General features: G+C 71.4%; 21 protein-coding genes. 16 read left to right on the top strand and 5 right to left on the bottom strand.

Going from position 1 to position 23746, the window contains the following annotated elements; genetic code table 11:
* Window positions 1–264 precede the first annotated feature (264 nt).
* Entirely contained in the window at window positions 265–2316 is a 2052-nt protein-coding gene (locus MTS1_RS05605; protein WP_023952204.1) for a YhgE/Pip family protein, read from the bottom strand.
* Window positions 2313–5138, bottom strand: coding sequence for an MMPL family transporter (locus MTS1_RS05600; protein ID WP_023952203.1), 2826 nt, complete (start codon window positions 5136–5138; stop codon window positions 2313–2315). The genes MTS1_RS05605 and MTS1_RS05600 overlap by 4 nt, the downstream gene beginning before the upstream one ends.
* 124 nt (window positions 5139–5262) lie before the next feature.
* On the opposite strand from MTS1_RS05600, the gene MTS1_RS05595 reads away from it, so the two are divergent.
* Window positions 5263–5880, top strand: a complete 618-nt coding sequence (locus MTS1_RS05595) for a TetR/AcrR family transcriptional regulator (RefSeq protein WP_023952201.1) — start codon at window positions 5263–5265, stop codon at window positions 5878–5880.
* Between the two features lie 18 nt (window positions 5881–5898).
* Here MTS1_RS05595 and MTS1_RS05590 read toward each other — a convergent pair whose 3' ends face one another.
* A complete protein-coding gene (locus tag MTS1_RS05590) occupies window positions 5899–6900 on the bottom strand; it encodes an o-succinylbenzoate synthase (RefSeq protein ID WP_023952199.1) in 1002 nt (333 codons plus the stop codon).
* 35 nt (window positions 6901–6935) lie between these two features.
* On the opposite strand from MTS1_RS05590, the gene MTS1_RS05585 reads away from it, so the two are divergent.
* Genes MTS1_RS05585 through MTS1_RS05575 form a run of 3 tightly spaced genes read left to right on the top strand, consistent with a single transcriptional unit; the run spans window position 6936 to window position 9992 of the window.
* A complete protein-coding gene (locus MTS1_RS05585; protein WP_023952197.1) occupies window positions 6936–7835 on the top strand; it encodes a 1,4-dihydroxy-2-naphthoyl-CoA synthase in 900 nt (299 codons plus the stop codon).
* 1 nt (window position 7836) lies between these two features.
* Window positions 7837–9012, top strand: a complete 1176-nt coding sequence (locus tag MTS1_RS05580; RefSeq protein WP_233494896.1) for an AMP-binding protein — start codon at window positions 7837–7839, stop codon at window positions 9010–9012.
* 11 nt (window positions 9013–9023) lie between these two features.
* Window positions 9024–9992, top strand: coding sequence for a 1,4-dihydroxy-2-naphthoate polyprenyltransferase (locus tag MTS1_RS05575; RefSeq protein ID WP_023952193.1), 969 nt, complete (start codon window positions 9024–9026; stop codon window positions 9990–9992).
* Window positions 9993–10010: 18 nt separating this feature from the next.
* Here MTS1_RS05575 and MTS1_RS05570 read toward each other — a convergent pair whose 3' ends face one another.
* Complete coding sequence (locus MTS1_RS05570) at window positions 10011–10271, bottom strand: DUF4229 domain-containing protein (protein WP_023952191.1); 261 nt, start codon at window positions 10269–10271, stop codon at window positions 10011–10013.
* 53 nt (window positions 10272–10324) lie between these two features.
* Between MTS1_RS05570 and MTS1_RS05565 the strand changes: the two genes are divergently transcribed.
* Together MTS1_RS05565 and menD are read left to right on the top strand one after the other, a co-directional pair.
* The gene (locus tag MTS1_RS05565; protein ID WP_023952189.1) at window positions 10325–10729 is read left to right on the top strand and encodes a PLD nuclease N-terminal domain-containing protein; all 405 of its coding nucleotides are present in this window, start codon (window positions 10325–10327) and stop codon (window positions 10727–10729) included.
* A gap of 1 nt (window position 10730) precedes the next feature.
* Window positions 10731–12542, top strand: coding sequence for a 2-succinyl-5-enolpyruvyl-6-hydroxy-3-cyclohexene-1-carboxylic-acid synthase (gene menD / locus MTS1_RS05560; protein ID WP_023952187.1), 1812 nt, complete (start codon window positions 10731–10733; stop codon window positions 12540–12542).
* Between the two features lie 36 nt (window positions 12543–12578).
* On the opposite strand, the gene MTS1_RS05555 is transcribed toward menD, so the two are convergent.
* Window positions 12579–13871, bottom strand: coding sequence for an isochorismate synthase MenF (locus MTS1_RS05555; RefSeq protein WP_023952185.1), 1293 nt, complete (start codon window positions 13869–13871; stop codon window positions 12579–12581).
* Window positions 13872–13896: 25 nt separating this feature from the next.
* On the opposite strand from MTS1_RS05555, the gene MTS1_RS05550 reads away from it, so the two are divergent.
* From MTS1_RS05550 to MTS1_RS05505, 10 genes are all read left to right on the top strand, one after another.
* Entirely contained in the window at window positions 13897–14439 is a 543-nt protein-coding gene (locus MTS1_RS05550) for a DUF402 domain-containing protein (protein WP_023952183.1), read from the top strand.
* A 117-nt stretch (window positions 14440–14556) separates the two neighbouring features.
* Window positions 14557–15294, top strand: coding sequence for a bifunctional demethylmenaquinone methyltransferase/2-methoxy-6-polyprenyl-1,4-benzoquinol methylase UbiE (gene ubiE, locus MTS1_RS05545; protein ID WP_023952181.1), 738 nt, complete (start codon window positions 14557–14559; stop codon window positions 15292–15294).
* Window positions 15295–15342: 48 nt separating this feature from the next.
* A complete protein-coding gene (locus MTS1_RS05540) occupies window positions 15343–16398 on the top strand; it encodes a polyprenyl synthetase family protein (RefSeq protein ID WP_036304658.1) in 1056 nt (351 codons plus the stop codon).
* 52 nt (window positions 16399–16450) lie between these two features.
* The gene (locus tag MTS1_RS05535; RefSeq protein ID WP_023952177.1) at window positions 16451–17836 is read left to right on the top strand and encodes an FAD-dependent oxidoreductase; all 1386 of its coding nucleotides are present in this window, start codon (window positions 16451–16453) and stop codon (window positions 17834–17836) included.
* Complete coding sequence (locus MTS1_RS05530; protein ID WP_023952175.1) at window positions 17833–18198, top strand: hypothetical protein; 366 nt, start codon at window positions 17833–17835, stop codon at window positions 18196–18198. The genes MTS1_RS05535 and MTS1_RS05530 overlap by 4 nt, the downstream gene beginning before the upstream one ends.
* Window positions 18199–18339: 141 nt before the next feature.
* Window positions 18340–19602 carry an extracellular solute-binding protein gene (locus MTS1_RS05525; protein WP_023952173.1) on the top strand — a complete coding sequence of 421 codons (1263 nt, stop codon included), beginning with the start codon at window positions 18340–18342 and terminating at the stop codon, window positions 19600–19602.
* The gene (locus MTS1_RS05520) at window positions 19599–20534 is read left to right on the top strand and encodes a carbohydrate ABC transporter permease (RefSeq protein WP_036304657.1); all 936 of its coding nucleotides are present in this window, start codon (window positions 19599–19601) and stop codon (window positions 20532–20534) included. Before MTS1_RS05525 ends, MTS1_RS05520 begins: the two co-directional genes overlap by 4 nt.
* The gene (locus tag MTS1_RS05515; RefSeq protein ID WP_023952170.1) at window positions 20534–21382 is read left to right on the top strand and encodes a carbohydrate ABC transporter permease; all 849 of its coding nucleotides are present in this window, start codon (window positions 20534–20536) and stop codon (window positions 21380–21382) included. The genes MTS1_RS05520 and MTS1_RS05515 overlap by 1 nt, the downstream gene beginning before the upstream one ends.
* A 43-nt stretch (window positions 21383–21425) precedes the next feature.
* On the top strand, window positions 21426–22727 hold the full coding sequence (locus tag MTS1_RS05510) for an ABC transporter ATP-binding protein (protein ID WP_023952169.1): 1302 nt from the start codon (window positions 21426–21428) through the stop codon (window positions 22725–22727).
* 40 nt (window positions 22728–22767) lie between these two features.
* On the top strand, window positions 22768–23745 hold the full coding sequence (locus MTS1_RS05505; RefSeq protein WP_023952168.1) for an alpha/beta hydrolase: 978 nt from the start codon (window positions 22768–22770) through the stop codon (window positions 23743–23745).
* Window position 23746 lies beyond the last annotated feature (1 nt).

Here is a 23746-nt window from a genome sequence, read left to right as displayed (position 1 = left end):
CGGCAGCACGCGCCCATTCCTCTGGCGCGAAGGGGCGTGGACTGCCAACTGAAGCTTTGTGGTCCGTGGCCTCGCTTCGGTTGGCGGCGCGCGCCCATTCCCGCGGCGCGAAGGGGCGTGAACTGCCACCTGTGGCTTGCTGGTGGTGCGCGGCCTCGCTTCGGTTGGCAGCACGCGCCCATTCCTGTGGCGCGAAGGGGCGTGGACTGCCAACTGAATCCCCCCGCCCGCCCCGCGCGGGGCGGGGCGGGGCGGGGCGCGGTGTCAGGCGGTGGCGGGGCTGAGCACGGCACGCACCGACGTCGTGCGCGCGCGGGCGGTGACGATCACCGTGACCACGAGCGAGATCGCCGTCCACACGAGCAGTCCCGCGATCGCGGCGCCGGCGCCTCCGGCCGAGGTGAGCACCGCGAGGAGGCCCTGGTAGGCGGATGCCGTCGGCAGCAGCCCCGCGATCTGCGAGAGCACGCCCGGCACGGTCGAGACGACTCCCGTGGCAACCGCGAGTACGGCGACACCGGCCGCGACCCATCGGCCCGCGCCGCCGAGCAGCGCCACGAGAGCCTGGTTCACCGCGGCGAAGGCGACACCAGCGAGGGCGGAGAGCCCAGCGAACGCGGCCCACGTCCATGGATCGTACGAAGCGGCGAGCTGCACGACGACGGCGACCAGCACGCCCTGCACGAGTCCCACCACGGCGGCGGGCGCGAAGGCGCGGAGCGTCAACATGAACGAGGGGCGCCGCGAGGTCAGCGCGCCGCGGGGTACGGCCTGCAGCGCGACGAACGATCCGATCGCGCCGAGCCACAGCGCCAGGCCCGTGAGGAGCGGAATGGCCGAGGCTCCGAACAGCTCGGCACCCAGGCCCTCGGCCTCGACCGGCGCCGCGACGACGCTCGCGAGGTCGGTCGCCTGCTGGTCGGTGTACGACGGCAGCGCAGCCGTCGCGGTGTCGAGGCCGTCGGCAAGGGTGCCCGTGCCGTCGGCGACCGTGCCGACACCGGTAGCGAGGTCGGTCGCACCGCCGGCCAGCTCGTCGGCGCCGGACGAGAGCTGCGCGGCACCATCGGCGGCGGAGGAGGCGCCCGTCGCGAGCGCTGAGGCGCCGGAGGCCAGCTGGCCGCCTCCCGCCGCGAGAGCGTCGGCGCCGTCGGCGAGCTCGGTCATGCCGTTCGCGAGCTGTGTCGCCGCGCCCGCGGCCTGCTGCAGGCCGGCGATCAGCTCGGGCGCCGAGGCGGCGAGTCCCGAGACCTGTCCGGCGATCTGGCCGGACTGGCCGATCACGCCGGTGACCTCGGGGAGTGCGCTCTGCGTCCGCTCGGAGACGGCGCGCAGGGCATCGCAGACCTGCGCGGATCCGCCGTTCGCCTCGCAGCTGGCCGAGACCGCGGCGAGCTCGTCGGCCGCCTGCGTGACCCCGCCGGCGATGCGGTCGGAGTTCTCGGCGAGGTACTGCGCCCCGGCGACCGCCTCGGCGGGGATCTGGGGAACGCTCAGCCCGTTCAGCGACTGCGACAGCTGGGTCGCGAACTCGTTGGTCCCGCCCGCAAGGGTGCGTGCCCCCTGCGCCCAGGTGGTCAGGCCCGTCTGGGTCGCCGCGGCGCCGTCGGAGAGCTGCGAGGCACCGGTCGCGAGCTGGCCGACCCCGTCCGCGAGGGTTCCCGCGCCGCTCGCCAACTGGCCCGCGCCGTCGGCGAGCTGCGTCGCGCCGTCGGCCGCCTGCCGTCCGCCATCGGCGAGCTGACGCGCGCCCGAGGCGGCGTCGCCGAGCTGATCCCCCAGCGTTGTGAAGCCGAGGAACACGTTCTCGAGGTAGACCGTCGAGAGCTGCGAGCCCATCAGCGACGTCGCCGCCTGCGTGATCTGGGCCGTGATGGCGTCGTCGACGACGAGGCTGTCGGGGGCGGTGTCGACCCGGATGGTCGCCTTCTCCGGCGTGCCGCCCGGGGCGGTCGAGGTGGCCGCCGCCGAGAAGCCGCTCGGGATCGTCACGACAGCGTCGTAGGTGCCGTCGGCGAGCCCGGCCCGGGCGTCCTCGTCGTTCGAGATGACCCAGTCGAGGTTGCTCGGGACCTCATCCGACCCGGCGACGAGACCCGCGGTCAACTGCCGGCCGAGGGGTGCGAGCTGACCGTTGATCTCGACGGCCTGATCGTCGTTGACGATGGCCGCCCGCATGTTGCCGAGCCGTTCGACGGGGTTGTAGAGCGCTGCCACCAGCACGCCGCCGATGAGGACGGGCAGCAGGATGACGCCCACGATCGTGAGCCAGGTGACGGGCTTGCGCGAGCGGGCGCGCTCGATGGGCAGAGTCATGACGAGATCACCTCGGTGTTCGGGTGCGACGGTTCGGACGCGGATGCCGCGGGTGCACCGTCGTGCAGGGGGAGGGTGTGGGGAGCGGGGCGGTGCGCTTCGGCGAGGATGTCGAGCACGCCGAGCTCGCGCCGCACGACGGCGACGACGGTGAGGGCGCCGGCGCCTGCGTGACGGTCGTCGAGGTCGGATGCCGCGTCGCGGAGTACCGCCGCGGCCTGGTCGCGGTCGGCGCCGGTCAGGGCGTCGAGTCCGTCGACGACGACGATCGCCGTGCCGCCGGCGGTAGCGCGACGCAGCTCGGCCACCGGGTCGGTCGTGTCGTCGAGCAGCGCGAGGCCGACGTGCGAGCGGACCCACGGCGCCCGCTCGGGCAGCAGGTGCCCGCCGACGCGGAGCAGCCCGCCGTCGACGCGCAGACGCCCGGAGACGGCGAGGGCGAAGGCGCGGCCGACACGGGGATCGGGGTGGGAGACGACGAGCGACTCGCCCGGCTCGACGCGGAAGGTCGCGTCGGAGAAGACCGCTGCGCGGCCGTCGTCGTCGGCGTGGACGGCGACATCCTCGCCGACCAGGGCGGCGGAGGTGTTGCGCTCCGGCCAGTCGCGCAGCGACAGCTCGCGTTCGACGGCCTCGCCCTCGATGTCGAAGTGGGGGAGGATGCGGTCGAGCCAGCGCGGCATCCACCAGGCCTTCTCGCCGAGCAGCGCCATGACGGCCGGTACGAGTGTCATGCGGATGAGGAACGCGTCGACGGCGATGCCGACGGCGAGCCCCAGTGCGATCGGCTTGATCGACGAGTCGCCCTCGGGGACGAACGCGGCGAAGACGGCGAACATGATGACCGCCGCGGCCGTGACGACGCGCGCCGATGAGGTGAAACCGGAGCGGACGGCCCCGACGGCGGTGAGGCGATCCGCGCGGCCACCCCGGTCTCGGCGGGCATGGACGTAGTCCTCGCGCATCCGCGAGACGAGGAAGACCTCGTAGTCCATGGCGAGGCCGAACAGGACGCCCATGAGGATGATCGGCATGAAGCTGATCACGGGCCCCTCGCGGGTGACGTGGAGCAGGTCGGCGAACCAGCCCCACTCGAAGACGGCGGCGACGACGCCGAAGGCGGCGAGCACCGAGAGCAGGTAGCCCAGCGCAGCCTTGATCGGCACCCAGATCGACCGGAACACGATCGTCAGCAGGATGAGGGAGAGCCCGACGACGAACACGCCGAAGGGCAGGAGCGCCTCGCCGAGCCGGTCGGAGATGTCGATGCCGACCGCGGTGAACCCGGTGACCTTGAGGTCGACGCCGTACTCGTCGAGCAATCGGTCGTGCTGTGCGCGCAGCTCGCGCACGAGGTCGGCGGTCTCGGGGGAGTCGGGTGCGGTCTCGGGCACGATCTGCACGAGCCCCGTGTCGGCGGTCTCGTTGGGGGTCGCGAGGGCCACCTCTTTCACGCCCGGGATGGTCGCGATGTCGTCGCCGATGTCCTGCATCAGGGTCAGCGGGTCGTTCGAGGTCACGATGGTGCCCGTCATGATGAGCGGGCCGTTCGCGCCGGGGCCGAAGTGCTCGGCGGTGAGGTCGTACGCCTGCCGGGCCTCGCTCGATGGCGGCTGCACGCCCGCGTTCGGGAGGGCGAGGGTCAGGCTCGCCGACGGGATCGCGACGACGCCGAGCCCCACGACGACCGCGATCGTCGTGACGAGGGGATGCCGCGTGACGCCGCGCACCCAGCGCTCCGAGAACGACCGGCGAGGTGCGGCCGGCCGCTTCCGCGATCGCTTCGTCCGGCGGGGCCAGCCGGCGACACGCGCCCCGGCGAATCCGAGCAGGGCGGGGGTGAGGGTGACGGCCACGACGACCGCGATCGCGACGGCGACGGCAGCGGCGATGCCCATCGTCGTGAGGAACGGGATGCCGGCGAAGCTCAGGCCGATCAGCGCGATGAGCACCGTGATGCCGGCGAACGCGACGGATGATCCCGCGGTTCCGGTCGAACGGGCGGCGGATTCCTCGGGGTCCATGCCTGCCCGCACCTGGTCCTGGTGGCGGGCGGCGATGAACAGCGAGTAGTCGATGCCGACGGCGAGGCCGAGCATGACCGACAGCAGCGGGGTCGTCGACGACACCGACGCGAACTGGGTGGCGACGAAGATCATCGACGTCGCCAGAGCCACGCCGATCAGGGCGCTGATCAGGGGGAACCACGACACCGCGAACGAGCGGAACGTGACGATGAGAACGAACAGTGCGACGAGCACGCCGATGACCTCGACGATCGACAACGCCGGGATCGAGGTCGAGAACAGGTCACCGCCGAGGGCGATCTGCGTGCCGTCGGGGAGGTCCGATCGCATCCGGTCGGCCACCGAGGTGAGCGCGTCCTTCGTCTCGGCGCTGACCGAGGTCGCCTCGCCGTCGAACTGCACGCGGACGATCGCGGCCCGATCGTCCTCCGAGACCAGGCCGGAAACGGTCTGGTCGAACGGATCGGTCACGGCCAGGACGTCGTCGCCGAGGTCTCCGAACGCCGTCACGGTGTCGGCGATCTCTCCGGAGAAGGGCTCATCGCGCACGCTCTCGCCGTCGGGGGCGACGACGACCAGCTGCGCGCTCGTGCCGCTCGCCTGGGGGAAGGTGCGGTTCAGCAGCTCCAGCCCCTCCTGCGCTTCGGTTCCGGGGATCGAGAAGGAGTTGTCGGTGCCCTTGTTCAGCAGTGCCGCACCGCCGCCGGCGATGACGAGGATCAGCAGCCATGCGGTGAGCACGCGCCAGGGGTGACGGAACGACCAGCGTCCGAGGGTGAACAGGAGTGTGGACACGGGCGCTCCAGGTCTGATCGATCGTCATGGTGTTCGATACAGCGCTGTATCCGATACACCAATGTATCCTAGGTTCATCACGCATCGGTCAGGCTGGACGATCGGTGTGAACACGAGGAGCACCATGGACGCCGAGGCACGCACAGCCACCCGCAGTCGCGAGAACACGCGCGCCCGGCTGCTCGATGCCGCCGCCGAGGTCTTCGCCGAGGTCGGTCTCGACGCGGCATCCGTCGAGGCCGTCTGCGACCGCGCCGGGTTCTCCCGCGGCGCCTTCTACTCGAACTTCGACTCCAAGGGAGAGCTCTTCCTCGCCCTGGTCGAGCGGTCCTCGAGCGAGAAGCTCGACCTGGTCGCCGACCGCGTCCGCACCCTCGATCGCACCGCGGCGCCCGATCCGTCCTTGCTCGTTCCGCAGATCGTCGACGTCTCGCTCGGGGGCATGGAGCCCCGGCTGGTGTCGGAGCTGCGCACGCAGGCGTTGCGCGACGAACGGATGGCCGAGGCCTACCTTCGCCTGCAGGACGGCATCGTCGAGCGGGTGCGGGTGATCGTCGACGACATCCGGAAGGTCTACGAGCTGCGCTTCCGGCTGCCGATCACGGAGGTCGCGCAGCTCATGGTCGATCTTTCCGATGCGACGTGCGAGCGGGCGGCGGTCGAAGGGCTCGGCGAAGCGGAGACGACGCGGCTGCTGCACGAACGCATCGGGCAGCTCGCGACCGCGCTCCTCGACGCCTGAGGTCTGCGCGATCTGCGGTCAGTGCTGTCGCGCGAGCACCGCGTGGCAGCGCTCGAGACGCTCACGCCACCACCGCTGCCGCTCCGCGGACGGGGCGAGCTCGGCGACGGCATCCCGGTCGACCGAGACCCGTCCGGTCGGGAGCTCGCCCGAGATGGGACGGAGGGCGGGAGTCGCGACGTCGGCGGCGAACAGCGAGGCCGTCCCCAGGCCGCAGTCGTATTCGAGATCGGGCAGGGCCGCCGCGAGGGCGACGCCCATCGACAGGCCGACGCTCGTGTCGAGGGCGCTCGAGACCACCGCGGGTAGACCTGCCTCTGCCACCAGGGCGAGCGCGCGCCGGACGCCGCCGAGCGGCTGCGCCTTGATGACGAGCAGATCGGCGGCGCCGGCCCGTGCCACGGCGAGCGGGTCGTCGGCCTTGCGGACGCTCTCGTCGGCGGCGACCGGGATCCCCATGTAGCGCACGCGGCGGCGCAGCTCGGCGAGTTCCGCCACGCTCGCGCACGGCTGCTCGACGTACTCCAGATCGAACTCCGCCAGGGCGTGGAGCGCGTGCTCGGCCTCGTCGAGGTTCCACGCGCCGTTCGCGTCGATCCGCACGCGCCCCTCGGGGCCGAGCGCCTCGCGGACGGCCCGCACGCGAGCCACGTCGTCGGCGAGCACCTGGCCGCGCTCCGCGACCTTGACCTTGACGGTGCGGCATCCGTCGTACCGCGAGAGCACCTCGGCGACGCGCTCGGCCGCGACGGCCGGAACCGTGGCGTTGACCGCGACGCGCTCGCGGACCGGCGCAGGCGTCGCGGTCCAGCCGAACTCGAGCGCGGCGGCCAGCCAGGTCGCGGCCTCGCCGTCGTCGTACTCGGTGAACGGAGAGAACTCGGTCCAGCCCTCGGGCCCCTCGAGCAGCAGTGCCTCTCGCACGTCGACCCCGCGGAAACGCGTCGTCAGCGGCAGCGCCACGACGTGCGACCGGTCGAGCAGCTCGGCCAAAGAGGGGAGGGGGAAGTCGGGGTCCACGCGTTCATCCTCCCACCGCGGCATAGGCTGGCGGCATGGTCTCGGAACTGTTCGATCCCGCGGAATGGTCGCTCGCCCCCGGGGCCGACGCGTACACAGACATCACGGCTCACGTCTCGAACGACGGGCGCATCGCGCGCATCGCCTTCGACCGCCCCGAGGTGCGCAACGCCTTCCGCCCGCACACGGTCGACGAGCTGTACCGCGCGCTCGACATCGCCCGTCAGGACCCCCGCATCGGCGTCGTGCTGCTGACGGGCAACGGTCCGAGCGCGAAAGACGGCGGCTGGGCGTTCTGCTCGGGAGGCGACCAGCGCATCCGTGGCCGCGACGGCTACAAGTACAGCGACGACGAGAGCGCCGTGGCCGACCCCGCCCGCGCGGGCCGGCTGCACATCCTCGAGGTGCAGCGCCTCATCCGGTTCATGCCGAAGGTCGTCATCGCGGTCATCCCGGGGTGGGCCGCCGGCGGCGGGCACTCGCTCCACATCGTGTGCGACCTCTCCATCGCCTCGGCCGAGCACGGCCGGTTCAAGCAGACCGACGCGGATGTCGGGTCGTTCGACGCCGGCTACGGCTCGGCGTACATGGCGCGCCAGGTCGGTCAGAAGATCGCCCGCGAGGTCTTCTTCCTCGCCGAGGAGTACTCCGCCCAGCGCGCGTACGAGATGGGCGCGGTGAACCGCGTCGTCCCGCACGCCGAGCTCGAGCGCGAGGCGATCGCGATGGCCCGCACGATCCTCGGCAAGTCGCCCACCGCGATCCGCATGCTGAAGTTCGCGTTCAACGCGATCGACGACGGGATGGTCGGTCAGCAGGTGTTCGCGGGCGAGGCGACGCGCCTCGCCTACGGCACCGACGAGGCCGTCGAGGGACGCGATGCCTTCCTGCAGAAGCGCGACCCCGACTGGTCGCCCTACCCGTACCACTTCTGAGATGGATCGCCCTGACATGGCGGTCGACCTCGTTCCGGTCGCATCCGAGCCCCGCGCGGTGCTCCGGGCCCTGCGGCAGACCCTCGACGGTGCGGGGCCGGCGCTCGCCCTCGGCGCGCCCGCCGGCCACACCGTGCCGGCGCAGGCCCCACCCGGAACCGTCGCGGTCGTCACGACGTCGGGATCGACGGGCGTGCCCAAGAGCGTGGTCCTGAGTCGGTCGGCGCTGATCGCCAGCGCCGTGTCGACCGCGGCGCGGATCGGAGAGGGGCGCTGGCTCCTCGCCCTGTCGCCCGGGTACGTGGCGGGGCTGCAGGTGATGGTCCGCAGCCTGCTCTCGGGTCATGAGCCGGCCGTCCTCGCGGGGTCGTTCTCGCCCGCCGCGTTCGCCGCGGTCACCGCGTCGATGCACTCGAGCATCGGCGGGGAGCGTGCGGGCATGTTCACCTCGCTGGTGCCGGCGCAGCTGTCCGACCTGCTCGACGCGGCTGAGACCGATGCCGCCGTCGCCGATGCTCTGCGGGCGTACGAGGCGATCCTCGTGGGCGGGCAGGCGCTTCCGGCGGCGCAGCACCAGCGCGCCTTGGAGAGGGGCGCGCGCATCGTGCGCACCTACGGCTCGACGGAGACGAGCGGCGGATGCGTCTACGACGGCGTCCCGCTCGATGGAGTGGGGGTGCGGATCGTCGCGGGCGAGGTGCAGCTGTCTGGCCCGATGCTCGCCGACGGGTACCTCGGCGAGCCGGACCGCACGGCGGCATCCTTCCTCGTCGACGACGGTGTGCGCTGGTACCGCACCGGCGACGCGGGGGAGTTCGACGGTGCCGTGCTGCGGGTGACCGGTCGTATCGACAACGTCATCATCTCCGGCGGAGTCAACGTCTCGCTCGACCGCGTCGAGGCCGTCGTCCGGGAACATGCCGGACTCGCGTCGGCCGTCGTCGTCGCGATCCCCGATGAGCGATGGGGCCAGGCCTCGGCCGTCGTCGTGCCGAGCGCGGCGCTCGCCGACATCGGTTCCGACGTGCCGGGGCTGCTCGGCGAGCTCCGGGATGCCGTCGGTGATCGGCTCGGCAAACCGGCGCGCCCCGCACGGGTCGTCACGGTCGATCGGATGCCGGTGCTCGCGAGCGGCAAACCCGACCGTGCGGCGGTGCGTCGCATGCTCGCGATCTAGGATGATCCCTCGTGGCTCGTTCGTCTCGCTCCCCGAAGTCGTCCCGTCCTGCACCGCGCGGCGGCAACCCCGCCAAGCGCGGCCTCGTGTCGGCACCGCCGCCTCGGACGGCCACGGCGCGCGACTGGATCGGCGCCGCGCGTCTGCGCACGCTGCCGCTGGCGATCACGCCGGTTCTCATCGGCACGGGCGCAGCGATGCTCGTCGATCGACAGCTGCACTGGGTCATCGCGCTGTGCTGCCTCGTGGTCGCCGTCGCGCTGCAGATCGGCGTCAACTACGCCAATGACTACAGTGACGGCATCCGCGGCACCGACGATGTGCGCGTCGGCCCCGCCCGGCTGACCGGGGGCAAGCTCGCGAAGCCTCGCACGGTGCTCGCCGTCGCCCTCGGGTTCTTCGGGCTCGCGGCCGTCGCCGGTATCGCGATCGTCGTGCGCACCGGTCACTGGTGGATGCTGCTGATCGGAGCGGCCTGCGTCGTCGCCGCCTGGTTCTACACGGGAGGCAAGCGCCCGTACGGCTATGCGGGTCTCGGCGAGCTGTTCGTCTTCGTCTTCTTCGGGCTCGTCGCGACCGTCGGCACGACCTTCGTCCAGGCCGGATTCGTTCCCCAGGAGAGCTGGCTCGGTGCGGTGGGTGCGGGGCTGCTCGCCTGCGCCGTGCTCCTGGCGAACAACCTCCGCGACATCGACCAGGACAGGATCGCGGGCAAGCGCACGCTCACGGTGCTCATCGGCCGAACGGCCACCCGCATCGTCTTCACGCTGTTCGTTCTGGCGCCGTTCGCGATCGCCGTTCTGCTCGCGCTGGTCTACCCGATCGCATGGCTGAGCCTGTTCGCGCTGCTGCCCGCTCTGTCGGCGATCCTCATCGTGTGGACGTATCGTCAGCCGCGTGAGCTGGTCGTCGCGCTGGCGCTGACGTCGTTGACGTCGGTCGCTTACGGTGCGTTCCTGTTCTGGGCCTTCGTCGGCTGAGATGGCAGCGAGCCGCCGTCAGGATGCGGCGTCTTCGGCCTCGGCGTCGGCCTGAGCGCCCGAGCGGCGGCGCGTGCGCCGTTCGGCGAGGCCGGTCGCGACGTCGTCGAGCGGCCGGCGCAGGAAGATCATCGACAGGCTCAAGCCGATGAGGGCGGCGAAGATCGCCGCGAGCCAGTAGAACTCGCGCATGATCGGGAAGAGCATCATGATGCCGAAGGGGATCAGGAAGGCGAGGAGCCGCAGCACCGAGTAGACGACGGCCGAGCGGGCGTTCATCCGGCCATTCTACGTCCGGGCCGAGCACCCCGCCGGACGCCTAGGATGGGAGGATGGCGCGGCTCCTGCTCATCGGTGTGCTGCTGGCACTCGCCTTCTGGGTGTACAGCATCGTCGACTGCGCGCTCCAGGACGCCACGCGGCACCGCGGCGTCAGCAAGCCGGTGTGGATCCTCATCGTCGTCCTGCTGCCCGTGCTGGGCGGCATCCTGTGGTTCGTCGTCGGACGTGCGCGCCGAGCCAGTGCTCCGGTGCGCCGTGCGCCGGATGACGATCCCGAGTTCCTGGGCAGTCTCGGAACGGTCCGCGACCAGGACGAGCGCATCCGCCGTCTCGAGGAGGAGCTCGCCGCCCTCGACGCCGAGGCCGACGACCCCCGCGACATCCCGCCCACGCGCTCGTCGCAGAGCGACGACGACGCCGAAGGACCGGCCGGCTCACGCGGTCCGCGCGCCTGAGATGAGCGGGGCCGAACACGCTCCGACGCCGGCGGATCGGGCTCCCGCGACCGACGCCGCGGCGGCGCTTCTCGGCGCCCTGGTCGCCGGGGGAGTGCGCCACGTCGTCCTCAGCCCGGGGTCACGGTCGCAGGCGCTCGCGCTCGTGGCGGCCGAACTGGAGCAGCGCGGCCTGATCCGCCTGCACGTCCGCGTCGACGAGCGCGTCGCTGGATTCACCGCGCTCGGCATCGGGCGTGAGACGCGGATGCCGGCAGCCGTCGTCTGCACGTCGGGAACGGCGGTCGCGAACCTCATGCCCGCGGTTCTCGAGGCGCACCACTCGGGGGTGCCCCTGCTGCTGCTGACCGCCGACCGCCCGCCCGAGCTGCGCGGCATCGGCGCCAACCAGGCCACGCGCCAGCCCGGATTGTTCTCGGGCTTCGTCCGGCTCGAGGCCGACGCCCCGACCCCGGAGGACGTCGACGCCGACCCGACCGCGGCGCAGTCGGCCGACGTCGCCGCCCTCGCGGTCGAGGCTCTCGCCGCGACTCGCGGCGACCGGTCGCGCCCGGCGGGCCCCGTGCACCTCAACCTGCCGTACCGGAGCCCCCTGTCGGGCGCCCTCCCGCCGTGGCTCATCGACGTGGATGGCGAGCCCGCCCTCGCCCCCGATACCCGCCGCGCCGCCGCGGACGCGGCCGCCGAGTCGACGGTCTCGGGGGCGCACTATCAGGGCGGCGGCGGGATCGGCCAAGCCGAACCCCCCACGCCCCTCGAACCCGTGGAGCTCACCCGCGGTCCGAACACGCTCGTCGTCGCAGGCGCGGATGCCGGTCCGGCGGCGGAGGAACTCGCCCACGCGGGCGGCTGGCCGCTCGTCGCGGAGATCGTCAGCGGCGCGCGCTTCGGACGCAACCTCGTCCACGGCTACCGAGCGGTGCTCTCCCGTCCCGAGCTGGCCGACGCCGTCGAGCGGGTCGTCGTGTTCGGGCATCCGACGCTCAGCCGCGAGGTGGCCGGGCTGCTGTCGCGCCCGGAGGTCGAGGTGTGGGCCGTCCGTGGTCCGGGCGAAGACCTCAACCTCAACGGCACGACGACAGCGGTGTCCGCGGTGTCCGTTACCCCCGGGGCGGCCGACCGCGCCTGGCTCGGCGCCTGGATGCGCGCATCGCGTGACGAGGCGGTCGACCTGAGCCCCGCGGCGCCCGACGTCGACGGGCTCGCGTCGGCGGTGCCGCAGGAGCGCCTCGGCGCCATCTCGGCGGAGATGGCCGTGCTCAAGGCGCCGCTCGACCGCGAGTCGCTCGTCGACGCGGTCTGGCGGGCCAGCTGGCCGCACGATCGTCTCCTGTTCGCCTCGTCGAGGCTCGTCCGGGTGGCCGACACCGTGCTCGGGGGCAAGAAAGTGCCGGTGCACGCCAATCGCGGGCTCGCGGGCATCGACGGCATCGTCGCGACCGGGGTGGGCATCGCGGTCGCGAGCCAGGACGACGCGCGGGCCGGCGTGACCCGGGTGCTCACCGGCGACCTGTCTCTGCTGCACGACGTCGGCGCGCTGCTGCTCCCCGGCGCCGAGGACGAACCGCGGATCCAGGTCATCGTCGGCAACGACGGCGGCGGAACGATCTTCGATGGGCTCGAGGTCGCCGGAACCGCGCCGCCGGAGGCTGCTGACCGGGTGCTGTTCACCCCCCACGAGGCACGCCTCGAGCAGCTCGCGCTCGCCTACGGGTGGGAGTACCGGCGCATCACGACGCGCTCGGCGCTCGATCAGGCGCTGACCTCGCCCGTCGGCGGGCGCCAGCTGATCGAAGTCCCGCTGGTGCGCTGAGTATCGCTGAGCCGCGAGCGGCGCACGATCGCCCGCTCAGGCGAGGGCGTCGATGATCGGGCGGAACTTCACCCGCGTCTCGAGCATTTCCGATTCCGGGTCGCTCGCGCCCACGATGCCCGCCCCGGCGTAGGCGGTGAAGGGCATCGAGGCGCCGTCGTCGGTGCGTTCTCCGGGACGGAACTGCGCGCATCGCAGCGCGATGGCCCATTCCCCGTCGCCGTTCGCGTCGATCCAGCCGACGGGACCGGCGTAGCGTCCGCGGCTGAAGGGTTCGAGGCGGCGGATCTCGTCGAGCGCGTTGGGGGTCGGTGTGCCGGCGACGGCCGCCGTGGGGTGCAGCACCGCGACGAGGTCGAGGGCTGAGGCATCCCCGGCGAGCTCGCCCTCGACGTCGGTCGCCAGGTGCCAGACGTTGGGCAGCTTCAGCATGAACGGCTGTTCGCCGGCGACGAGCGACGAGGTCGACGGGCGAAGCGCCTCGAGGACGCTGCGCACCGCGTAGCCGTGCTCGTCGAGATCCTTCGTGCTGGTGGCCAGGTGCAGCGATGCCGCGGTGTCGGCGTCGGCGTCTGCTCCGCGCGCGATCGTCCCGGCGAGGACGCGCGCGGTGACGGTTCCGCCCGACACCGTCACGAGGGTCTCGGGACTCGCTCCGATGAGGCCGTCGACGGCGAATGCCCACGTGTCGGGGTACGCCGACGACAGCGCGCGGACGAGCCGCCGCAGGTCGGCGTCCGCGGGAACGGTGCCGGCGAGATCGCGAGCGAGGACGACCTTCTGGAGGTCGCCCTGGCGGATCGCGTCGACGCCCGCGCGCACGATCTCCTGGTAGCCGTCGGGAGGCAGCGCTCCGGGGCCGGTCGTCGCCGACCAGTGCGGGCCGAACCCGGTCGCGGCGGGGAGTGATGCGACGGGATCCGAGCCGTCGGCGGTGATCGCGGTCACCCACGCGCGCGATCCGCGGCGGCCCACGACGGCCCGAGGCACCGCGAAGTGCAGCGCCGGGGTCGTCGCGTCGGCGCGGTCGTCGGGGCGGGGATCGAACGGCAGGGCGCCGAAGGCGACGAGGCCCGATCCGGGCAATCCGACCGCGTCGTCGATCTCGGCGGTGGCGACCGTTCTGCGCCACCAGTCGGCCGCTTCGCGCGGACCGGGGTTCGCGTCGGCCGGACCGAAGGCCGCGGCGGTGCCGCGCGCCACGAGGATGTCGCCGCGTCGCGACCACACGGTGGGGTTCTGCGGGTCGGCGAACACCAGCAGCTCGTCGGGTGCCTCGATCTCGCGAGTGACCACGCGCAGCCGGGCGGCGGGCGCAGAATCGTTCACCCGACCAGCCTAGACTCGGCGCGTGATGCTCCGCCCCGTACCGGGAACCCCGGTGATCTTCCGCTGGCGCAAGTGGAACGGCGGCACCCACTGGGTGCACGCCTGCATCTATCTCGGCAGCGACGAGCACGGCGACTGGTTCGGCCAGCGGCCGGGCGACGGCAGCAACCGGCCCGGACGCGACTTCGTCGCGACGCACCCCTGCGTCATGCTCCTTCCGCCTGTCGGAGAGTGGGTGCTGACGATGAACGCGCCGCCTCATCCCACCCGCGTCTACATCGACATCGCCTGGGACGCCCGCTGGGACGAGGGCGGCGAGCCCACCGCGATCGACATGGACCTGGATGTCGTCGACTCCGCCACCCGCGGTATCTGGATCGACGACCGCGACGAGTGGGAGGAGCATCGCGTGGCCTACGGGTACCCGCGGGAGATCGTCGCCGAGCTCGAGGCTCTCGCTGTCGACCTCGAGGCGGCGGTCACCGCGCACCGCCCGCCCTTCGACGCGCCCACGGCCGACCACTGGCTCGGCATCCTGGCATCCCTCCCCGCCCCCTCGGCCCCCTGACTCCCGTCCCACTCGCCGAGGTCCCAATTCGGCCGGGAAACCCCGGCCCAGACCCGGCCGAAGTGGGACGTCGCGGAGCGGGGCTGGGCGGTCACGGCCGCGCCTAGACTCGAGGGCGTGACCAGCGAGCCCAACCGCGCCGACCTCGGCAAGGACCCGTCGCGCGTCAGCGGCATGTTCGACCAGGTGGCCGGCGCATACGACCGCACCAACGACGTCCTCAGCCTCGGCCAGGACCGCCTCTGGCGGATCGCGGCCACGCGCGCGATCGACCCGAAGCCGGGGGAGCGCATCCTCGATCTCGCCGCCGGAACGGGTGCGAGCTCCGTCTCGCTCGCGCGCAGCGGCGCCGAGGTGGTCGCCGCGGACTTCTCGCCGGGCATGATCGCCGAGGGCGTCCGTCGCTACGGACCGCAGGCGCCGGGCGGCGGCATCCCGAATCTGTCGTTCGTCGAAGCGGATGCCACGAACCTGCCGTTCGGGGATGCCGAGTTCGACGTCGTCACCATCTCGTTCGGGCTCCGCAACGTCAACGAGCCGAAGAAGGCGCTCGCCGAGATGCTGCGCGTGGCCAAGCCCGGCGGACGTCTGCTCATCAGCGAGTTCTCGCAGCCCCCGTCCCGCGCGTTCGCAGGGCTCTACCGCTTCTACAACGACCGGGTGCTGCCGCTCGTCGCGCGGGTGGTGAGCTCCAACGCCGAGGCCTACGACTACCTCAACGAGTCCATCCGCGACTGGCCCGACCAGCGCACCCTTTCCGGGTGGATCCGCGAAGCCGGCTGGGACGAGGTCGCCCACCGCGATCTGTCGTTCGGCATCGTCGCGCTGCATCGCGCTGTCAAGCCCGCCGGCTGAACCGGCTCGCGCGGATCGGCGCCGCCGCCCGGCCGGTAGGCTGGAGAGGTGACATCGAGCCCATCCGCGCCGCGGCTGGCGAAGCACCTCGGGATGACCGAGCGGATCTTCGCCGGACCCCGCACCCGCAAGCTGCTCGCGACCGTCGAAGCCGGGCTCGAGCGCGTAGAGACGCGCCTCGGCGATGAGCTCACCGTCAGCGACGCTCTCGTCGACGCCAAGACGCGCTACCTCTACGAAGCCGGCGGCAAGCGGCTGCGGCCCATGCTGGCGCTGCTGACCGCCCAGCTCGGCGACGGTGCGACCGAGGACGTCATCGCCGGAGCTGCGGCGCTCGAGCTGACCCACCTCGGTTCGCTCTATCACGACGATGTCATGGACGGCGCCGACAAGCGACGCGGCGTCCCCAGTGCGCACGAGGTGTGGGGCAACAACGTCGCGATCCTGACCGGTGACCTGCTCTTCTCGCGCGCGAGCCAGCTCATGGCCCGCATCGGCGAGCGGGCGATCCGCGTGCAGGCCGACACGTTCGAGCGCCTCGTGCTCGGTCAGATGCACGAGACGATCGGCGCCCAGCCCGGCGACGATCCGGTCGAGTTCTACATCCAGGTGCTGGCCGACAAGACCGGTTCGCTCATCGCCGCCGCAGCTCAGGTGGGCGTGCTCTTCTCGGGCGGACCGGAAGAGCTCGCCGAGCCGCTTCTCGCGTTCGGCGAGAAGGCCGGCGTGGCCTTCCAGCTGCTCGACGACGTCATCGACCTGTCGGCCGACCCCGAGGCGACGGGCAAGGTGCCGGGCACCGACCTGCGCGCCGGCGTGCCGACGATGCCGTACCTGCTGCTGACCCGCGCCGACGACGAAGCCTCGCGTGAGCTCGCCGCCACGATCGACCGCGGCGTGGCCGAGATCGCCGAAGGCGCCGACCCCGCGATCCTCGACGAGCCGCTCGCCCGGCTGCGCGATCACGCCGTCACGGCCGAGACGCGCCGGCTCGCCGAGAAGTGGGCCGATGACGCCGTCGCGGCCCTCGCGCCGCTTCCCTCCGGCGCCGTGCGCGACGCATTGACCCGGTTCGCCGAGGTCGTCGTCGACCGCGCCAGCTGACACAGACCCCGCTGCGCCCGCGCTCGGGTGCGACCAGGAACGAGGAACACCCATGACCAAGCTGAGGCTGGCCATCGTCGGAGCCGGTCCCGCCGGCATCTACGCCGCGGATCTGCTGCTGAAGGCCGAGCGCAAGTTCGACGTCTCGATCGACCTGTTCGATCACCTGCCCGCCCCCTATGGGCTCGTCCGGTACGGCGTCGCGCCTGATCACCCCCGCATCAAGGGCATCATCAACGCCCTCCGTGATGTCATCGACAGCGGCGACATCCGGCTGTTCGGCAACGTGCGCTTCGGCGAGGACCTCACCCTCGACGACCTCAAGCACCACTACAACGCCGTCATCTTCGCCACGGGGGCGGTGCGCGACGCAGCACTCGACATCCCCGGCATCGACGCCGACGGCTCATACGGCGCGGCCGACTTCGTCAGCTGGTACGACGGTCACCCCGACTTCCCGCGCGAATGGCCGCTGGATGCCGCATCCGTCGGCGTCATCGGCAACGGCAACGTCGCGCTCGACGTGGCCCGCCTGCTCGCCAAGCACGCCGACGACCTTCTCGTGACGGAGATCCCCGACAACGTCTACGAGGGGCTGCGCTCATCGGCGGTGACCGATGTCCACATCTTCGGGCGTCGCGGACCGGCGCAGGTGAAGTTCACCCCGCTCGAGCTGCGCGAGCTCGGCGACCTGCGCGACGTCGACCTGGTCGTCTACGACGAGGACTTCGACTACGACGAGGCCTCGAAGGCGGCGATCGCGTCGAACAAGCAGGTGATGGTCATCGACCGCGTGCTGCAGTCCTGGCGCCAGCGCCCGGGTGCGAACGGCCTCGGGGGAGAGGCCTCGCGCCGCCTGCACCTGCACTTCTACGCCAAGCCCGTCGAGGTCAAGAAGGACGCCGACGGCCGTGTCGCCGCGCTCGTCTACGAGCGGACGCGTCCCGACGGCCAGGGCGGCGTCGAAGGCACCGGCGAGCTGCGCGAGGTCGCACTCCAGGGGCTCTACCGCGCGGTCGGCTACTTCGGGTCGCCGCTGCCGGGCGTGCCGTTCGATGCGACCCACGGCGTCATCCCGAACCACGAGGGTCAGGTGCTGCACGAGGACTCGAACGAGCGGGTGCCGGGCGTGTACGCGACGGGGTGGATCAAGCGCGGACCCGTCGGTCTCATCGGTCACACCAAGTCCGACGCGATGGAGACCGTGCGCCACGTCATCAACGACCAGGGATCGTGGTGGCAGCCGGCCGACCCGTCCGAGCAGGGCGTCCTCGACCTGCTGACCGAGCGTGGCGTCGCCTGGACCGACCTCGACGGCTGGCACCGCCTCGACGAGCACGAGATCGCGCTCGGCGCCCCGGCAGAACGCGCGCGCGTGAAGGTCGTCGACCGCGACGAGATGGTCAGCATCTCGCGCGGCGAAGAGGCCGGGCGATGACCTTCCGGAGCAAGCAGACCCTCGACGCGTGGATCGAGGAGTTCCAGCGGTTCGGATACCCGCTCGCGGTGAAGGTCATTCCGCAGGACGGCAGCCTCGGCCGCGACACCGGGCTCGTCGCGATCACCATGATGAACGCCCAGACCGTGACCTACATCGAGCCCGACGTTCCCGGCGGCAACACGTGGCGCATCACGTTCGAGGCGCGCGAGACCGAGCTGCGTCTGGGCGCGGGTGGGGCGCTCGCCCTGTCGACCGAGCTCGCGATGGTGTCGACCCTCTGCGCGTTCCTCGAGACGAAGTCGCACGCGTTCGCGGGTGACGACCCCGCCGAGATCGAGAGCCCGGTCGCCGCGGACTGACCGTTCGCCTCGCCCGATCGGCGTACTACAGCGCATCGGGTTGGGCAACCCGTGGTCGCGGCGTTCCTCCGACGCCATGATGGGTGCACGCCCGGTGCCGTGAGCGCGCCGGGGCGCGACGATACGGAACGAGGAGGCCCGATGCGCACGACCCGGGTCCTGGCAGCCGCATCGGTGGTCGCACTCGCAGCGACGCTCGGCGCCTGCGCCCCCGATGACGGCGTGCCCACGCTCACCTGGTACATCAACCCCGACGACGGCGGGCAAGCGCGGATCGCCGCGGCCTGCACGGATGCCGCGGACGGCGCCTATCGCATCGAGACATCGCTGCTACCGCGTGACGCGGCCTCGCAGCGCGAACAGCTCGCCCGGCGTCTGGCGGCCGGCGACACCTCGCTCGACATCATGAGCCTCGACCCGCCGTTCATCCCCGAGCTCGCCGAGCCCGGCTTCCTCGACGAGGTCCCGGGCGACCTGCAGGACACCGAAGGCATCGTCCAGGGTGCGGTCGACTCGGCAAGCTGGGGTGGCGAGCTGGTGACCGTGCCGTTCTGGGCCAACACGCAGCTGCTCTGGTATCGGCAGTCGGTGGTCGACGCCGCCGGTCTCGACATGTCGCAGCCGGTCACCTGGGACGACATCATCGGCGTCGCCGAAGAGCAGGATCTTCGGCTGGGCGTCCAGGGCGCGCTGGCCGAGTCGCTGACGGTGTGGATCAACGCTCTCGTCGCGTCGGCCGGCGGCGAGATCCTGAAGAACCCCGAGGCGCCTGCCGACGAGCTCGAGCTCGGACTCGACAGCGAGGCGGGCCGGGCCGCGGCGGAGATCATCCACCGCATCGGTGCCGACGGGCTCGGCGGGCCGGGTCTGCCGACCGCCGACGAGAACGCCAACATGAACCTGTTCCAGGGCGAGCAGGGCTCGTTCATGGTCAACTGGCCGTTCGTGTGGCCGGCGATGACCGGTGCCGATCCCGCCATCGCCGATGACCTGGGCTGGGCCGTCTACCCGCGCGTCGACGCCGACGAGCCGGCCGCCCCTCCCGTGGGCGGCATCAACCTCGGCGTCGGTGCGTTCAGCAAGAACCCCGACCTCGCCTGGCAGGCCGTCGAGTGCATCGTCCAGCCTGAGAACCAGTCGGAGTACTTCGTCACCGACGGCAACCCGCCGTCCAATGCCGCCGCCTACGACGACCCTCGCGTGCAGGAGGAGTTCCCGATGGCCGACACCATCCGCGAGTCGCTCGACCTCGGTGTGCCGCGTCCGCAGACGCCGTACTACAACGAGATCTCCATCGGGCTGCAGCGCACGTGGCACCCGCCGGCAGCGGTGGACCCCGACACCACTCCGAGAACGTCGAGCGAGTTCATCCTCGCCGTCCTGCGCGGGGAGCGTCTGCTGTGAGCACGCGGGAGAGTGCGGCGGCGCGGCCCCGGCGCTCCGCTCGGGCGCGTGCGGAGGGGCGACTGGGCTGGATGCTGGCGGGCCCGGCGTTCGTCATCATGCTGCTGGTCACGATGTATCCCATCGGGCAGGCGCTGTTCGATTCGCTGTTCAGCCTGCGGCTCACCGCCCCCGACGAGCGGTCGTTCGTCCTCTTCGAGAACTACCGGGTGGTCCTCAGCGACCCCGCGTTCTGGCGGTCGATGGGGGTCACCCTCTTCATCACGGTCGTGACCGTGCTGTTCGAGCTGATTCTCGGCTTCCTCCTCGCGCTCGTGATGCATCGGGCGATCAAGAAGCTCCGCGGTCTGGCGCGGACCGCGATCCTCGTGCCTTACGGCATCATCACGGTCGTGGCGGCCTTCGCCTGGTTCTACGCGTTCGACATCAACTCGGGCGGGTACGTCAACAACTGGCTGAGCTGGATTCCGGGGTTCGACCCCGAGCTCAACTGGTTCGCCGAGCAGGGCACCTCCCTCGTGGTGATCATCTTCTCCGAGGTGTGGAAGACGACGCCGTTCATCTCGCTGCTGCTGCTGTCGGGCCTCGCCCAGGTGCCGGGCGATCTGGAGGAGGCCGCGAAGGTCGACGGGGCCACCGGATGGGAGGTCATGCGTCGCGTCATCCTGCCGAACATGAAGGCCGCGATCATGGTCGCGGTGCTCTTCCGCACGCTCGAGGCGTTCCGCATCTTCGACAACATCTACATCATGACCGGCGGTGCCAACGACACCGAGGCGCTGTCGCTGCTCGCGTACAACACCTCGATCGGGCGCCTCGAGATCGGGCTCGGCTCGGCGATCTCGGTGCTGCTGTTCCTCAGCGTCCTGATCATCGCCGCGATCTTCATCAAGGGCTTCAAAGTCGACCTGGCGACGGGACGGAACTCCTGATGCGCACGCTCACCTGGCCGCAGCGGATCGGATGGGCCGCGATCATGATCGCGGTGCTCGTGTGGTCGCTCTTCCCCGTCTTCTCGATCCTCATGACGTCGTTCAAGACGCCGTCGGGTCTGTTCTCGGGCACTCTGCTCCCGCAGGAGTGGACGCTCGAGAACTACACCGAGATCCTCGCGCCCGGCGGGGGAGCGCAGGACCTGTTCCTGCCAGCGCTGCGCAACTCCGTGGGGATCTCGCTCATCGCGACCTTCGTCGCCGTCGTGCTCGCGACGCTGTGCGCCTACGCGATCGCCCGACTGGAGTTCCGCGGCAAGCGCATCATCCTCGTCACGGCACTCGCGGTCTCGGTGTTCCCGATCGTGTCGATCGTGACGCCGCTGTTCAACCTGTGGCGGGTCATCGGCCTCTACGACACCTGGCTCGGCCTCATCATCCCCTACCTCTCGCTCACGCTGCCGATCGCGATCTGGACCCTCGCGGCCTTCTTCCGTCAGATCCCCTGGGAGCTGGAGCAGGCGGCGCAGGTCGACGGTGCCACGCCGTTCGAGGCCTTCCGCAAGACCGTCGTGCCGCTCGCGGCACCGGGTGTCTTCACGACCGCGATCATCGCGTTCTTCATTGCCTGGAACGACTTCGTCTACGGCATCTCGCTCACCTCGACCAGCGCCGCGCGTCCCGTGCCCGCCGCCCTGTCGTTCTTCACCGGAGCGTCGCAGTTCGAGCAGCCCACCGGCGCGATCTCGGCAGCAGCCATCATCGTGACGATCCCGATCGTGGTGGTCGTCGTCATCTTCCAGCGCCGGATCGTCTCCGGCCTCACGCAGGGCGCGGTCAAGGGATGACCTCCAGCATCTCCGCCGCCGCGTCGACCTCGAAGGGAACGTCATGGCCTCCATCACGCTGAAGAACATCGTGAAGACGTACGACGACGGCTTCACGGCGGTCAAGGGTGTCGACCTCGACATCGCCGACGGCGAGTTCGTCATCCTCGTCGGGCCCTCCGGATGCGGCAAGTCGACGCTCCTGCGGATGATCGTGGGGCTCGAGGACATCACCAGCGGCGAGATGCTCATCGACGGCGACGTCGTGAACGACAAGGCGCCCAAGGACCGCGATCTTGCGATGGTGTTCCAGAACTACGCGCTGTACCCGCACCTCACGGTCTACGAGAACATCGCCTTTCCGATGCGGTTGAAGTCGAGCAACGTGCCCGACGACGAGATCGACGAGCGGGTCCGGCGCGCGTCGAGCCTGCTCGAGCTCGACGAGCACCTCGACCGCAAGCCCGCCAACCTCTCCGGCGGTCAGCGTCAGCGGGTGGCGATGGGGCGCGCGATCGTCCGCAACGCCCGGGCGTTCCTCTTCGACGAGCCGCTGTCGAACCTCGACGCCAAGCTGCGCGGGCAGATGCGCACCGAGATCGCGCGCCTGCAGCGCTCGCTCGGCACGACGACGGTCTACGTCACCCACGATCAGACGGAGGCCATGACGCTCGGCGACCGGGTGGCGGTTCTGCGCCGCGGGGAGCTGCAGCAGGTGGCCAGCCCGCGCGGCCTGTACGAGCAGCCGGTCAACCTCTTCGTCGCCGGCTTCATCGGGTCGCCGCCGATGAACTTCCTGCACGGCACGGTCGAGGGTGACACTCTCAAGCTGCCGATGTTCGACGTTCCGCTCGATGACCGGCTGCGCCGCGCGATCGGAGAGCGCGAGCTCGTCATCGTGGGAGTGCGTCCCGATGCGTTCGAGGATGCCGAGACGTCCGACCGTCCGCTCGACGGCGGTGTGCGCGCCGAGGTCGACGTCGAGATGACCGAGTGGCTCGGCGAGGTGCTGTACGCCTACATCCCGTTCGACGTCGAGGAATCGGTCCGCGAGAAGCTCGCCGAGCTCGACCGCGATCTCGACGGGGAGGGGCTGCGCACCGAGCTCGTCGTGGCGCTCGACTCGCTCAGCAACATCCGCGCGGGCGATCCGGCGACGCTGTGGTTTTCACCCGACTCGCTGCACGTGTTCGACCCCGAGACGGGCGAGAACCTCACGCGCGACGAGCAGCGTGCGGCGAAGCTCGAGGACGACGCCCGCGAGCAGCGCAAGCGCGCGCTCCAGCGCGCCCAGGAGCGCGAGGCCCGTCGCACCGGCTCCGGTGCAGGCTCGGGCTCAGGTGCGCAGCAGAGTTCCGCCGCCTGACGCTCGGCATCCGTCGATGTCCACGACCTAGGGTGGGGACATGCGGGCGGACGACGTGACGTGGGGCCCCGACCTGCTGGGCCCCGGCTTCGAGCAGACGACGCTTCCGCTCGGCTCCGATGACGAGGGTGAGGTCGTCGCGACGCTCGTGCGGGCGATGCCGCATCCGGGCCTCCGCCTCTTCGGCGCGTGGCGTGACATCGACGTGCTGTACGTCCACGGCTGGTCGGACTACTTCTTCCAGACCGATCTTGCCCGCTTGTTCACCGACCGCGGCGCGCGGTTCCACGCGCTCGACCTGCGGAAGTACGGGCGCAGCATCCGTCCCGGTCAGGCGCGCGGCTACGTCACCTCGCTCGACGTGTACGACGACGATATCGAGGCCGCGCTCACTGTGATGGACACCGCGCGTCAGGGCCGGCGGCTCGTGCTCCTCGGGCACAGCACCGGCGGACTGACGCTCACCCTGTGGGCAGCGCGTCACCCGGGACGCGCCGCGGCCGTGGTGCTGAACAGCCCCTGGCTCGAGCTGCAGCTCGGCCCCCTCGGGCGGCAGGCGGTCGCGCCGCTCGTCGAGGTCCGGGCCCGTTTCGACCCGCGTGGCGCCCATCCCGTGGTCGATCTCGGGTTCTACACGCGGGCTCAGCGCGAGGTCGGCAGCCTTCCCGACGCTCCCGACGGCTGGCGACCCGAGCAGGGTTTCCCGACGCATCCGGCATGGCTCGCCGCCGTCATCGCGGGGCACGCGCGTGTCGCGGCCGGGGTCGACGTCGGCGCCCCGGCTCTCGTGCTGCTCTCGGCGCGGTCGACCTCGCCGCTGCGGTGGAACGACACGATGACCTCGACCGACTCCGTGCTCGTCGTCGACGACATCGCGCGCGCGGCCACCCGCATCGCCGCCACCGTCACGATCGCCCGCATCGACGGCGCCCTGCACGATGTCTTCCTCTCGGCTGCGCCCGCACGCGCCGAGGCCGCTGACCGACTGGTGTCGTTCGTCAGCGGCCTCGACCGGTGAG

It is taken from the genome of Microbacterium sp. TS-1 (assembly GCF_000509385.1).
Taxonomy (GTDB): Bacteria; Actinomycetota; Actinomycetes; order Actinomycetales; family Microbacteriaceae; genus Microbacterium; species Microbacterium arborescens.
This window is presented reverse-complemented; position numbering and strand designations above follow the sequence as displayed.